The organism is Roseibium sp. HPY-6 (genome assembly GCF_040530035.1).
Lineage (GTDB): Bacteria > Pseudomonadota > Alphaproteobacteria > Rhizobiales > Stappiaceae > Roseibium.
The window spans coordinates 920680-934554 of sequence record NZ_JBEWCD010000002.1; the positions used below are offsets into that span (position 1 = coordinate 920680).

The following is a 13875-nucleotide window of genomic DNA, read 5'->3' on the forward strand; positions in this document are numbered from 1 at the left end:
GTATAGACATAGCGTATCGGCAGGCCAGATCTGCCATGTCTCGCGATGCACAAAGGCAGCATAGAGTGACTGAGAACCAAGCGGCGGCAGTCTCGGCTATTAACGTCGAGATGACGTTCGGAGCGTTTAAAGCTGTTAAAGATGCAAGCTTCGAACTTCAGAACGGCAAGTTTCTGACGATCCTTGGCCCATCCGGGTCCGGCAAGACAACACTTCTGCGCTTGATCGCCGGCTTTCTGACACCCTCCAGCGGCGAAATCCTGATCAACGGCCGTTCAGTCCGGGCCGTGGCGGCAAACAAGCGGTCGATCGGCATGGTTTTTCAGAAGCTTGCTTTGTTTCCGCACATGACGGCCGCGGAAAACGTCGCATTTCCCCTGAAGATGCGCCGCTTTGATGCGCGCACGATTCCGGACCGGGTGGCGGACTATCTGAAACTTGTGCGGCTGGACGGTTTCGAATCCCGGCGGATACACGAACTTTCGGGCGGACAGCAGCAGCGCGTGGCGATTGCAAGGGCTCTCGTGTTCGAACCGGATCTACTCCTTCTCGACGAACCGCTGGCCGCGCTTGACCGCAAGCTTCGGGAAGAAATGCAGCTTGAATTTCGCAGAATACAGAAGGAACTCGGTGTCACGACGATCAATGTGACCCACGACCAGCGGGAAGCGCTTGTGGTTTCCGACCAGATCATCGTGATGAATGATGGTGAAATCCAGCAAAATGCTGCGCCGACGCAGATGTACAGGACACCAAGCAATCCGTTCGTTGCCAACTTCATCGGCGTCACCAACGGCCTTTCCGGTACCCTGACGCGTGTCTCCAGTGCCGACGCGGCCGCCAGGTTCGGCGACGTGGAGTTGTTGGGCGTGCCCGGGGGCACCGATGTCCTGCAAGGCGGGATGCCGATCAAGGGGGCAATACGCGCGGAACAGATACGCATTGCATCAGCCGACCAGTCGATGGATGGACTGGATGCCGATTTCCGGGGCACCGTTCTGGACGCGATTTTTGAAGGCGAACGGCTCGTGTACGAAGTCGAGGTTCCGGACCTTGGCGGCGAAACGCTGAAAATTATTCATCATGATCGGAACGATCTGGGCGCTCTCGAACCGGGCGCCCCTGTGCACATTGGGTGGAAGAACCGGGATCTCCAGATTTTCCCGGCCAAACTATAAGGCGCGACGAAGTGCCGGCAATCCATGAAAAAGGGGAACGACATGAACTTTGAAAGAAAACTGAACAGAAGATCTCTTCTCAAAGCATCTGCCGCTGTCGGTGCAACTGGCCTCGCGTCTGTCTCGATGCCTTCCGTGCTGCGGGCGGCTGAGCCGGACAAACCGAGCGAACTCATCATTCGTGCATGGGGTGGTCCCTGGGTGGAGGCACTCAAGAATGGCGTTTCGGATCCCTTTACGGAAAAAACAGGTATCCGTATCGTTCACGACCTGACGGAGGACAACGAAATCCAGCCGAAAGTCTGGGCTGCGGTTGCGCAGAACAGGACGCCGCCCATTCACATCAACTGGGACACGACGACGAACGCAACCAAGTCGGCTCTCAGAGGTGTTTGCGAAGATCTGTCCGACCTGTCCAACCTCTCGGGCACCACGGATCTTGCGAAACCGGTCGGCGTGGAAGGCTATCCGATCGTCAACACTTACGGCTACGTCTATGTGCTGGCCTATCGTCCGGAAGCCTTCCCGGATGGTCCTCCGAAGTCCTATCACGATCTTCTCGATCCGAAATTCAAGGGCCGGATCGCCTTTTACAATGACGGTATCGGCTTCCATTTCCCGGCGCAGCTTGCTGGTGGCGGTACGCTTGAGGACATCCCTGGCAACATGGATGCTTGCTGGGAGTTCGTTGAAAAGATCAAGGCGCAGAACCCGCTGCTCGGCGAGGACCCGGATTTCGTCACGTGGTTCCAGCGCGGCGAGATCGATGCCGCATGCACTATTTCCACCAATGCGCTCGGCGCGAAAAGAAGCGGCGTCGACATTGCCTGGACGGTTCCGGAAGAAGGTGCAAAGTTCGATACAGATGGGCTCTGGATTCCGAAAGGCCATTCCGAATCAGATCTTTACTGGGCGAGAGAGTACATAAACTCCGCATTGACACAGGCAAACCAGCAGGTCTGGCTGGATGGACTCGGCCTGCCCGGCGTCGTTCCCGGGCTGACCCCGCCCGAAGGTCTTGCCGGAGACCCGTCTTACCCCACCAAGCCGGAGGACTTCGAACGACTGATCCGCATCTCGGGTCAGATCCAGGTGGAAAACGAGAGCGAGTGGTTCTCGAAGTTCAAGCAGATCATGCAGGGTTGACCGCAAGCAACTTGGCATATGCCGGGCGGGCGTGGCCTGTCCGGCATCCCACCTAAGGTCCTTCATGCGCAGATACAAGACTTCTTACCCGATCAGCTGGCGTTTCATGGACCTGCTGGAGGCGGGCTTTGCCTTTGTGTTGCCGAACGGCGGCGGCCGGCTGACGCCTTACCTCTTGCTGACACCGGCTGTGCTGCTTGTGGGCACGCTCGCGGTCGGTCTGCTTTACATAGGAGACTCGTCGCTTCGTGTGCTGGACCGTACCACGTTTCTCTTTTCCGACTATTGGACCCTAGAGAACTACCAGCGTGCTTTTTCGGAGAGTTTCACGGCGACAATCATCTGGCGCAGCCTGGCCGGGGCTGTCATCGTGACCGTGGTCACGCTGCTGCTCGCCTTTCCCTATGCCTATGTGATGGTAAGGACATCAAGCGCGTTGCTCAGAAAGTTTCTTCTCGTCGCGCTGTTTCTTCCGTTTTTCATCGGGCAGGTTGTGCGCGCTTATGGATGGCTGATCATCCTGGGAAACCAGGGCATCGTCAATGATGCGCTTGCTCTGGTAGGCGTCGAGCCCCTGCGTCTGCTTTTCAATTACCCCGCAGTTCTGTTTGGACTTGTGCAATACATGTTGCCCTTCGGTGTCCTGATGCTGGCACCTGCTCTCACGGCAATCCCTGAAGATATTGAAGCAGCGGCAACGTCGCTCGGCGCCGACTGGGTCAGGACGCTTGTCCACGTGGTCCTGCCAATGGCAAAGCCCGGCCTGATCGGCGCGGGCGTGGTTGTGATGACCCTCTCACTGACGGATTTTGCCATGCCGGCTATTCTGGGCGGCGGATCGCAGGACTTCGTTGCCAACGCAATCTACGATCAGTTTTTCAGGACCTCCGATCAGGGCTTCGGCGCTTCGCTGACGCTTATCCTCATCGCAGTAGGGTCAATCACGGTCGGCCTGGTCTTCGCAGTATTCGGCGCAGGGACACTGGCCTTGGGAGCGAACCGGAAATGAATCGCTCGCCGACGCAAACAGCCGTTTTCTGGACCGTCGCAATCCTTTGCATTGTGGCCCTGTCCGCCCCGACGCTGGTGGTTCTGGGAGCGTCTTTCACGGCCGGCAACATTATAGACTTTCCACCAGACGGGTTTTCGCTCAAATGGTACGTGGCCATACTGGGAGAACGTGATCTTCAGCAGGCGTTCATCAGGTCCGTAATTGTCGCTTGCATTTGTGTTGCCGTATCGGTACCCGCCGGGACGCTTGCCGGGATTGCCCTGTCCAAGTACCAGGTGAAATGGGCGGGCGCGCTGCAGATCTATCTGCTTCTGCCGTTCACAGTGCCCCTCATCGGGTCAGGCATTGGCCTGATGCTGCTGTTCGGCGAGTTGAGACTGCTCGGCGATCTCTGGCCGATAGGCATCGCGACAGCGGTCATCAACCTGCCATTCATGATCTGGGCCGTGTCCTCCAGTGCCGCGTCGCTGGATCCGGATCTGGAGCTTGCCGCACAGAGCTGCGGTGCGGGTCCACTTCAGACTTTTTTCAACGTGACGCTGCCGGCCGTCACGCCGGGCGTGATTACCGGTGCCCTGCTGATGTTTATTCTCTCGCTGAACGAATTCCTGGTGAGCCTGCTGCTGGTCGATGCCCGGATCGTGACCTTGCCAGTTCAGATCTACAACTCGATCCGGGCGATTATCACGCCCGATCTTGCCGCCGTCTCCGTCGTCTTTATCGCCGTCGCCGCGATGGCAATCATCGTTCTCGACAGGATCGTCGGTCTGGAAGTGTTCCTGAAGTCCAAGTAGCGCCGGTTGGCGCTCGAAAGGTGTGAGTCTATGACGCAAGTTTCATTCCATGAACTCAGCAATGTGAGTTCCGAAGCGTATCGAGATCTCTTGCGTCGCTCAGAAGCGGATCTCTCCGGTTTCATGGAGAAAGCCCGGCCAATCATTGAGGCGGTGAAAACGGAAGGCGACGCAGCCCTCGTGCGTTTCGGGCAGGAATTCGACGGAGCAAAACCCTTGACCACTGCGACGCTGAAGGCGAGCGAAGCGGAATTCAGTGCAGCCTTTGATGCTGTTGATGCCCAGGTTATCGAGGCGATCCGGCATGGCATTGCCAATATTCGCAGCTTTCACGAGGAGCAAAAACCAGCGCCATTGTGGTTCAAGGAGATCAAGCCGGGCGCATTTGCCGGGGACAGGTACACCCCGATCCGCTCCGTTGCACTCTATGTTCCGCGCGGCAAGGGTGCCTTTCCCTCGGTCACCATGATGACGTCGGTTCCGGCCGTGGTAGCGGAGGTTCCTGAACTGGCGATCTTCACACCGCCAATGCCGGATGGCGGTGTCGATGCGGCGACACTCGTGGCCGCCCGGATCGCTGGCGTCGAGACAGTCTATAAGTGCGGCGGAGCTCAGGCCGTGGCGGCCGCAGCGTTCGGTACTGAAACAGTCAAACCGGCACACAAGATCGTGGGACCGGGCAGCCCCTGGGTGGTGGCTGCCAAGCAATTGCTTTCGAACGTCATTGATCCGGGCCTGCCGGCGGGCCCTTCAGAAGCGATCATCTTTGCAGACGACACGGTACATGGAGGTCTCGCGGCGCTTGATCTGTTGATCGAAGCCGAGCACGGCCCCGACAGCTCAGCGTATCTTGTGACCCATTCGAGACGTGTTGCCGAAGAGGCGCTTGCGGCTTTGCCGGAACACTGGTCGAAGATGACCGGGCAGCGGGTCGAGTTTTCACAAGCAGTGCTATGGGGTGAGAACGGCGGCGTTGTGCTCACTTCCAGCGTTGAGGAGAGCTACCGTTTCATCAACGACTATGCCCCTGAACATCTCGAATTGCTTTCGACGGAACCTTTTCAGCATCTGGGACACATCACCGAAGCAGCGGAAATTCTGATGGGGCCGCACACGCCTGTTTGCATTGGAAACTTCGCACTTGGACCGAACGCGGTGCTGCCGACAAGCAGTGGCGCGCGGACCTATGGTCCGTTGTCGGTGCATGATTTCGTGAAGTGCAGTTCCGTTGGCTACGTCACCCGTCCTGCCTACGCTGAAATGGCAAAGCATTCGAGAGTACTTGCACACTATGAAGGGTTTTCGTCGCACGAAAATGCCGTGTCCGAGATGCGCGACCCTTACCTGGAAGGGTGAATTGCATGAGATCGGTGCGACTGCATGATCCGCTGGACATAAGGTTTGAGCAGGTAGACCCGGCACCTGCGCCGGGCAAAGGCGAGGTCCGGATCAAGGTGGCCTTTGCAGGCATTTGCGGGTCGGACATCCACAACTACAAGACGGGTCAATGGATTTCCCGTCGTCCTTCTGTCGCCGGTCACGAGTTTTCCGGGACGGTCGATGCTGTGGGAGAGGGGATCGACAGACTTTCGGTTGGCGACAAGGTCGTCGCCGATTCCAGACATTACTGTACGAATTGCGTCAACTGCCAGACAGGCAACAATCATCTTTGCAGCCAGTTGGGATTTGTTGGCGAAAGTATCGACGGAGGTTTTGCCGACTTTACAACGCTGCCTGAGCGGCTGGTCTTTGCCTGCGATCCGTCGATGAAGCTGGACATCGCGACGCTTGCTGAACCGCTGGCAGTTGCACTTCACGCCCTCGACCGGGTCCGGATCGAAATGCATGATCCGTTGCTTGTGGTCGGCTGTGGGCCCATTGGCGCATTAGTGGCGGTGGTATCCGATATTCTCCACCAACGGCCGCTTCTTATATGCGACCGCGACCGTTTTCGCGTTGAGACGGTTGCCGCGGCAAGCGCTGGGCAGGCGGTTGATCTGGCTGCCTTCGACCAGTTCCAAAGTCTGCCCGGGAATACCGTGCGCCACGTGATCGACACGACTGGCAACGTGGAGGTCATTCAAAAACTTGAGGCGACGCTGACTGGAGCGACGTTGGGTTTGGTCGGTATCGGACAAGGGACTTTTCCGTTCGATCCCGTTGGCGCAGTTGAACGGGAGCTTACACTCGTCGGTTGCCATGCATTCAAAGATCAATTGCTCCGCGCTGTCCAGCTGCTTGAACAGCACTCAGATCGCTTCAGACCACTCATCGAACACAGGATCTCGCTGGAGGACACACCTGCAGAATATGCACGGATAAGCGTGGGTAAAGCGAGCGGCATCAAGACGCTGATAGATCTTTCCAGCTCAGCCAAGTCCGGCGCAAACTGAGTAATTGCTGCTGAAAGGTCATTTCCCCGGAGACGCGCCTGAGCTGGACGGGTGGCGTGGCATCGGGGCCTCGGGATCCGGCACCCAGGGTCCTAACCAGCGCCGGTCGGTGTGAAGCTTGCGACAAGTCTGTGCTTGTCGCCGGGATAGAACAGGCGGGCAACTGTTACAAACCCTTCGTTTTGCCGGGTTTTGCGTTCGACGACGAGGCATGGATGGCCTTCGGGAACCTGGAGTGTTTCCGCGATGGTTCCCGACGCGGCGAGCGCATAGATCTGGTGTTCGGCGATATTCCAGGGAATGTTCTTCAGCATCCAGAGGCCGGGCGAGACGCTCTCAAAGCTGACCTCTCTCAAATCTGGAACGATGCTGACATTGATGATGCGCTCTTCCAGGCAAAACGGCTCGCTGTCCGCGAAATGCAAGCAGGTGATGTCTCGCACCGGATCGCTTCTGGAGAGGTCGAGCTGTTGTGCTTCCCGATCAGTGGAGGCTCTGGTGATGTCACTGAGGAGGGTGTAACTGTAGGTTTTCCCGGCATCCTCGACCTCCTTGCGGATGTCGGAGATTTCCAGCGCTGCCGACAGCGTCTGCGGTTCCTTTACGAAGGTTCCCCATTTTTTGTTGCGCTCCAGCAAGCCGGCCCGCGACAACTGGGTCAAGGCCTTGTTCACCGTCATGCGCGAACAGCCATAGTGCTTTGCAAGATCGGTCTCGAACGGTATTCGGTGACCCGCCGGCCATTCGCCTTTCACGATCTTGCTGTGGACGTCGTCGAGAATTTTCTTGTGCAGGGACTGGGTCAAAGGTGCTTTTGCTCGTTGTTGTTTCGCGAACCGCTGGCCTCAAGTATATACTTGAAGCGCTTTTTAGGGACAATTTTGGGTGAGAAAGAAACAGATTTTGGTTTTCTGGTTGGTAGCGCAGAAACTCGAACGGACCCTTGGCGCACGCAACAAACGCAAAAACGTCCGGAAATCCCTGACGGATTAGGTCACGAACCCGGCCCTCATACAGCGCAGCAGGTGGCTGAAACCGATCTCAGGTCTCATCGGCGGTTCGTGTGAACTACGTCTAAGAGGGGGCTATTTGTGACCAGTACCCCGTCTACAGATTCAACTGTGTTTGTCGTCATCAACATTCAGGATCTTCCTTTTTTCTAAACATGGTGGCGCGCCACTCAGGCGCGCTGGAACTTGTCTCATGAAAAACTTTGTCTGACATAATGTTTACATTGTCAGACAAAGTGATATGCTTTGACCAGACAGCGGAAAGGTCGACACCAGTCCATGGCGGAAAAAGCTTCCACAAAGAAACGCGCTCCTGAAGAACGCGATGCTGAAGGGCCTCGAGATGTGCCGCATGCACTCATCAAGCTGATCGAGGACGAGGGGCTTCAGGTCGGGGACCGGTTGCCGCCGGAACTGGAGTTGGTCCGGCGCCTCGGGTTCGGCAGGTCAACCATCCGCGAGACCCTGAAAACGTGGGAAAGCATGGGTGTTGTAAGCCGAAACAAGGGCGCGGGTACCAGGCTGATTGGCGAAATGTCCCGGAACACCCTGCGGGTCGCGCTAACGATCAAGCATGAGGCTGAAAGCCTGATCCGGATGCAGCAGGTCCGCCGGCCGCTCGAGATTGAGGCCGTTCGTCTGGCAACGCGGCTTGCGACGCCGGACCAGCGCCGCGTCATCAATGCACGTGCGGCTGAACTCATTGCCGTTTACGAGGCAGGTGAGGACTGGCGCCCCGCCGACCATCGCTTTCACAAAGCGATCCATGCGGCCACCGGAAACCCGCTCTTTGAACAGATCATCGATCAGATCTTGAAGTGCTTTCACGACATCTACGAAACGCCCTTCGGAAAACCGCATCTGGGTCAGGATTCAATCCCGCTGCACAGGCCGCTGGCAGATGCGCTTATTGCCGGGGACGAGGACAGAGCGGTCGAGTTCACGGAGCGCATCATCGACATGGTCTGCGCCGAAACGCTTCAGATCGCCGAGAATTGCAATGACTGAGCGACACCCAGACGAATTTTCGATCGAAACCCTGCTCGCTTCTGTCGCTGAAGGCGCAGGTGGCGCCGTGGTTCCGCCGATCGTTCAGTCGTCCTTGTTCGCGTTCGACAATTACAAGGCGTTCGAAGACCGGATGGCGGGGCGTTCGGACGATCCACTTTACAGCCGTGTTCAGAACCCGACAGTTGCCGCGTTTGAGACCCTGGTTGCCAAAGCTGAGGAAGGTGAGGCGGCTGTCGGTTTTGCCTCCGGCATGGCGGCCATTTCTTCCACCATTTTCGCATTTGTAAGACCGGGCGACCGAATTGCCTGCGTCGAGCATGTCTACCCGGATGCCTACAGGTTTTTCGAGCGTTTGCTGAGACCCTTCGGGATAGAGATTTCGTATTATCCGCTCGCCGAGTTCGAGGATAATCCGGATCTGCTTGCAGGGGTGAAGCTCGCCTATCTTGAGAGCCCGAACACGGTCGTGTTTCAGGCAATGGATTTGCCGAGAGTGGCTGCCCATGCCAAGCGTCACGGCACACTCACGGTGATCGACAATTCCTGGGCCACACCCGTCTTTCAGCGTCCGCTGACACTTGGGATCGATATCGTTCTTCACTCGGCCTCGAAGTATCTGTCGGGGCATTCCGATACGGTCGCTGGAGTTGTTGTTTCCACCGGGGATCTTATTCACCGGATCCGCGATCTGTCACTTTCATTGCTCGGCGGCAAGCTTGCGCCGTTCGAAGCGTTCTTGCTGACCCGTGGCCTGCGGACACTCGGTGCCCGCATGCGGCAGCATCACGCGACAGCAGACCGCTTCGTGGACAACCTTTCCAGGCACCCGCTTGTCAGGAAAGTGCTGTCTCCCGGGCCCAATTCGGTTCCCGGGTTGACCGGGCGGTCTGGGCTGCTCTCCGTCGAACTCGATGAGAGCGTCAGCATTCCCGGCTTCGCAGATGGATTGAAGCTGTTCCGGCTCGGGGTGAGCTGGGGTGGTTTCGAGAGCCTCCTTCTGCCGACGCAAATCGCACTCAACCAGTCCGGCGAAGAGAACTCCCTCCAGCGGTTCGGCGTTTCGGGCCGGATCGTCCGGTTGAGCCTCGGATTGGAAGATCCCATCGACCTTTGGGCTGACTTTGATGCGGCTCTCAATCTAAGCGCCAAACGAAAATAAGGCGTGCCAAACAACTGAACATAAAAGAGGTGGAGATATGAAAAGACTGTTCGGCGCACTCAGTGCGTTAGCTGTTCTGGCGGCAACGTCCGCTCATGCTGAAACATTGAAGCTGGTGGAAGTGATCACCAGCCCGGAACGTACGGAAGTCCTGCAGGGACTGGTTGATGAATTCGAAGCGGCGAACCCCGGTACGGAAGTGGAAATCGTCTCTTTGCCCTGGGGGCAGGCATTCGAAAAATTCGCGACCATGGTTGCCGGTGGTGACATTCCCGACGTTGTTGAAATGCCGGACCGTTGGGCAGGCATCTACAAGGACAGGTTGGTCGATCTGAACGACAAGATTGCCGGTTGGGAGCACGGCAGCACGCTGACCCAGAAGACCATCGACATGGGCCGCCAGACCGACGGCAAGACCGTGCGGATGATCCCGTACGGCTTCTATCTGCGCGCCCTCTTTTACAACAAGAAGCTGCTTGAGGAAGCCGGTGTCGAAGGACCGCCCAGGACCATGGAAGAATTCATGGCGGCGTCTAAGGCGGTCTCCGAACTCGACGGCAAATACGGCTATTGCCTGCGCGGCGGTCCGGGCGGTCTGAACGGCTGGATCATGATGGCGGCGACGATGAATGGCGATAACACCTTCTTCGACGAGAACGGCAAGAGCACGCTCAACCAACCGGGTTCGGTCGAGGGCATCCAGTTCCTGATCGACCTCTACCAGAACGGTTACGCGCCGAAGGATGCGGTGAGCTGGGGCTTTAACGAGATCGTGGCGGGCTTCTATTCCGGTACCTGTGCGTTCCTTGATCAGGATCCGGATGCGCTGATCGCAGTGGCCAAACGCATGGATGCGGAAGACTTCGCGGTCGTTCCAATGCCTGTCGGCCCGGGCGGCAAGGCGTTCCCGACCATCGGCTTTGCCGGATGGGCGATGTTCGACACCACGAAGGACGAAGACCTTTCCTGGAAACTGATCGCGCATCTTTCCGATCCGGAAGCCAACAAGACCTGGGCGAAGCGTGTCGGTGTCATTCCGATCCACGAAGGCGCGGAACAGGACCCGCACTTCAAGACGGAGCAGTTCGCCGGCTGGTTCGAAACGCTCAATGGCGAGCAGTATATTCCGACCGTCATGCCGACCTATCTGGAACAATTCGGCTATTTCGCAGATTCCATTGCACTGGAAACCAGCCAGGAAGCCCTGCTTGGTCAGCTCAGTGCACAGGAAGTCGCCGACCAGTGGGCTGAATTCCTGACCGAGGAATACGGCCGTTGGAAAGAAGCTCAATGACAGCTGAGGCTGACAACGCGCCCGGATCTCACCGGGCGCGCGGTTCCTATTACTTCCGCTATATGGTGGAGCCCTATCTCTACCTGTCGCCGGCAGTTATCGTGATCGCGCTTGTGATGCTGGTTCCGCTGGCCATCGGCATCTCCTATGCCTTTCAGGCGGTCAATCTGCTTCGGCCGTTCCAGACCGGATGGGTCGGGTTTGAGAATTTCCAAGCGCTATGGAGTGACAGGAAGTTCTGGCTAGCCCTGACCAACACATTCTGGTGGACGCTTGGCTCCATCATCTTCCAGTTTTTTCTGGGTCTTGGGTTGGCGCTATTGCTGAACACCCGTTTCTACGGCAAGCGGCTTGTCCAGGCTCTGGTGTTCCTGCCCTGGGCCGTGCCGACATTTTTGTCTGCTCTTACCTGGGCGTGGCTGTTCAATCCGACAATCGGGCCCTTGCCGCATTGGCTGGCAGCGCTCGGCATTCTTTCTGAGCCGTTCAACATTCTCGGTGATCCCAATCTGGCCATGTGGGGTCCGATTACAGCGAATGTCTGGTTCGGCATCCCGTTCTTTGCCATCACGCTTCTGGCAGCCCTGCAGTCGATACCCGGCGAACTTTATGAAGCGGCTGAAATTGACGGCGCGTCCACCTGGCAGAAGTTCACCAAGATTACCCTGCCGTTTCTCGCGCCGATGATTGCCATCACCGTGATGCTACGCACAATCTGGATCGCAAACTTCGCGGACTTGATCTTCGTGATGACGGGTGGCGGACCAGCGAATTCAACGCAGATCCTGTCCACATACATCTTCACGACCGCGTTCAGAAAGCTCGATTTCGGTTACGCATCCGCCATTGCGGTTGCATTGCTTGGGCTGTTGCTGATCTACGCAGCCGTCCTGCTCGTTCTCCGCCGCAAGCTCGTCAAGATCTGAGGTTCGCCATGAATGCTCTGCGTCAGGCATCACCATGGGTGGTAACTGGAAAATACCTTGCTCTGGCCTTTTACGTCGCCTTTGCGCTCTTTCCGCTCTATTGGCTCGCCAAGATTGCGGTCACGCCCGACAAGCTTATTTTCAGCGAAGGAACGGCGCTTGTACCCAGCAGGTTCACATTTGAGAATTTCCAGACGGTTCTGTTGCAGACGGACTTCCTTGCCTATTTCCGCAACAGCCTGATCGTTTCGCTGGTGACCGCTGCGGTTACAACGATGATAGCTGCGGCGGCAGGCTATGCTTTTTCCAGGTTCGATTTTCGCGGGAAACGTCTGATCATCGCACTTATGCTGATCACACAGATGTTTCCGCTGCTAATGATCATCGCACCTATCTACAAGATTGTCGCTGCGCTCGGGCTGCTCAATTCCCTGACGAGCCTCATCATCGTCTACACAGCCTTTAATATCCCGTTCGCGACCTTCCTGATGCAATCTTTCTTTGACGGCATTCCGAAGGACCTGGAGGATGCGGGAATGATCGATGGCTGCACACGGTTCGAAGCCTTGCGCAAGATCGTCTTGCCGCTGACGCTTCCGGGGCTCGGCGCGACACTCGGTTTCATCTTTACCGCGGCCTGGAGTGAACTCCTGTTCGCCCTGATGCTGATCAACTCTAACGACGCAATGACATTCCCCGTGGGGCTGTTGACCTTCGTGTCGAAGTTCTCCGTGGATTGGGGGCAGATGATGGCTGCGGGTGTGCTCGCTCTTGTGCCGTCGTGTCTCTTCTTCATCTTTATCCAACGTTACCTGGTTCAGGGCCTGACATCAGGAGCTGTGAAGGGCTGAGCCCCGGGGAGGACGATGTGGCACGCATTGAACTGAATAATATCGCCAAATCCTATGGTTCCGTCGAAGTTCTCAGGGACATCAACCTGACAATCGAGGATGGAGAATTCATCGTTCTGGTCGGACCGTCCGGCTGCGGGAAGTCGACACTCTTGCGGATGATTGCCGGGCTTGAACCGATCTCCGGCGGAGAGTTTCTGGTCGACGGCAGACGTATGAACGAGGTGCCGCCGCGCGACCGGGACATGGCGATGGTGTTCCAGTCCTATGCGCTTTATCCGCATATGGACGTGTCGCGGAACATGGGCTTCTCGCTTGAAATCCGGAAGGCGCAAAAAGAAGAACGCAGCCGGAAAGTCGCCGATGCCGCAAAGACACTCGGCCTGACTGCTCTGACCGAACGCCTTCCCAGAGCGCTTTCAGGCGGCCAGCGCCAGAGGGTCGCTATGGGGCGGGCGATCGTCCGGGATCCCAGCGCGTTCCTCTTCGATGAGCCGTTGTCCAACCTTGATGCCGCTCTGCGGGTCGAAATGCGCCTTGAAATCGCGCGTCTTCACCAGCGGCTGAGCACGACCATGATCTACGTGACACATGATCAGGTCGAAGCCCTGACGCTGGCAGATCGGATCGTTGTTCTGAATGCCGGGGATATTCAGCAGGTGGGAACACCTCTTGAACTATACGAGCGACCTTCCAACAAGTTCGTGGCTCAATTCATCGGTTCGCCGACAATGAATATTCTCGGTGTCGACCGGGCGGAAAACGGTGTGAAGCTTAAGGACGGAACCAATTTGCAGATCGGATCCAGTTCGGCGCATTGGCAGGCGCATGAGCTTGGCGTGCGTCCGGAACATCTGGATATCGTCGCCGAAGAGGCCGCACATATGAAAGGCGTTACTGAACTTGTCGAGCATTTGGGGTCGGACACAAATATCCACGCAAATGTGCCTGGCGTGGGCCCTGTTCTCGTGCGTCAACACGGACATTTTCCGCTCAAGACCGGAGATGCTGTCAATATCGCCGTCGACCTCGAAAAGTCGCATCTGTTCGGGTTTGAAGGCAGACGACTGGAAATTTGAGTATCGGGAAGTTGCCTCGCGG

At 57.2% G+C, this 13875-nt stretch carries 13 protein-coding genes; 12 read left to right on the forward strand and 1 reads right to left on the reverse strand.

The window, feature by feature from the left end; genetic code table 11:
- The first annotated feature begins 35 nt into the window (after positions 1-35).
- From ABVF61_RS15650 to ABVF61_RS15675, 6 genes are all read left to right on the forward strand, one after another.
- Complete coding sequence (locus ABVF61_RS15650) at positions 36-1178, forward strand: ABC transporter ATP-binding protein (protein ID WP_502949969.1); 1143 nt, start codon at positions 36-38, stop codon at positions 1176-1178.
- Between the two features lie 42 nt (positions 1179-1220).
- Positions 1221-2324, forward strand: coding sequence for an ABC transporter substrate-binding protein (locus ABVF61_RS15655; RefSeq protein ID WP_353994467.1), 1104 nt, complete (start codon positions 1221-1223; stop codon positions 2322-2324).
- Between the two features lie 64 nt (positions 2325-2388).
- On the forward strand, positions 2389-3333 hold the full coding sequence (locus ABVF61_RS15660; protein ID WP_353994468.1) for an ABC transporter permease: 945 nt from the start codon (positions 2389-2391) through the stop codon (positions 3331-3333).
- On the forward strand, positions 3330-4130 hold the full coding sequence (locus ABVF61_RS15665; RefSeq protein ID WP_353994469.1) for an ABC transporter permease: 801 nt from the start codon (positions 3330-3332) through the stop codon (positions 4128-4130). Before ABVF61_RS15660 ends, ABVF61_RS15665 begins: the two co-directional genes overlap by 4 nt.
- Positions 4131-4160: 30 nt before the next feature.
- Positions 4161-5486: a histidinol dehydrogenase gene (gene hisD / locus ABVF61_RS15670; RefSeq protein ID WP_353994470.1), complete on the forward strand. Its 1326-nt coding sequence runs from the start codon at positions 4161-4163 to the stop codon at positions 5484-5486.
- 5 nt (positions 5487-5491) lie between these two features.
- Complete coding sequence (locus tag ABVF61_RS15675) at positions 5492-6523, forward strand: zinc-dependent alcohol dehydrogenase (RefSeq protein ID WP_353994471.1); 1032 nt, start codon at positions 5492-5494, stop codon at positions 6521-6523.
- Positions 6524-6615: 92 nt separating this feature from the next.
- Here the strand turns inward: ABVF61_RS15675 and hutC are convergent, their stop codons facing one another.
- Positions 6616-7329: a histidine utilization transcriptional repressor HutC gene (gene hutC / locus ABVF61_RS15680; RefSeq protein ID WP_353994472.1), complete on the reverse strand. Its 714-nt coding sequence runs from the start codon at positions 7327-7329 to the stop codon at positions 6616-6618.
- 483 nt (positions 7330-7812) lie between these two features.
- On the opposite strand from hutC, the gene ABVF61_RS15685 reads away from it, so the two are divergent.
- From ABVF61_RS15685 to ABVF61_RS15710, 6 genes are read left to right on the forward strand one after another with little or no spacing between them, the layout of a single operon-like run.
- On the forward strand, positions 7813-8541 hold the full coding sequence (locus tag ABVF61_RS15685; RefSeq protein WP_353994473.1) for a FadR/GntR family transcriptional regulator: 729 nt from the start codon (positions 7813-7815) through the stop codon (positions 8539-8541).
- Positions 8534-9703, forward strand: a complete 1170-nt coding sequence (locus ABVF61_RS15690; RefSeq protein WP_353994474.1) for an aminotransferase class I/II-fold pyridoxal phosphate-dependent enzyme — start codon at positions 8534-8536, stop codon at positions 9701-9703. The genes ABVF61_RS15685 and ABVF61_RS15690 overlap by 8 nt, the downstream gene beginning before the upstream one ends.
- A 37-nt stretch (positions 9704-9740) precedes the next feature.
- The gene (locus ABVF61_RS15695) at positions 9741-10997 is read left to right on the forward strand and encodes an ABC transporter substrate-binding protein (protein WP_353994475.1); all 1257 of its coding nucleotides are present in this window, start codon (positions 9741-9743) and stop codon (positions 10995-10997) included.
- Entirely contained in the window at positions 10994-11923 is a 930-nt protein-coding gene (locus tag ABVF61_RS15700; RefSeq protein WP_502949970.1) for a carbohydrate ABC transporter permease, read from the forward strand. Before ABVF61_RS15695 ends, ABVF61_RS15700 begins: the two co-directional genes overlap by 4 nt.
- An 8-nt stretch (positions 11924-11931) precedes the next feature.
- Positions 11932-12774 carry a carbohydrate ABC transporter permease gene (locus ABVF61_RS15705; protein ID WP_353994476.1) on the forward strand — a complete coding sequence of 281 codons (843 nt, stop codon included), beginning with the start codon at positions 11932-11934 and terminating at the stop codon, positions 12772-12774.
- A 17-nt stretch (positions 12775-12791) separates the two neighbouring features.
- Complete coding sequence (locus ABVF61_RS15710; protein ID WP_353994477.1) at positions 12792-13853, forward strand: ABC transporter ATP-binding protein; 1062 nt, start codon at positions 12792-12794, stop codon at positions 13851-13853.
- The last annotated feature ends 22 nt before the right edge of the window (positions 13854-13875 follow it).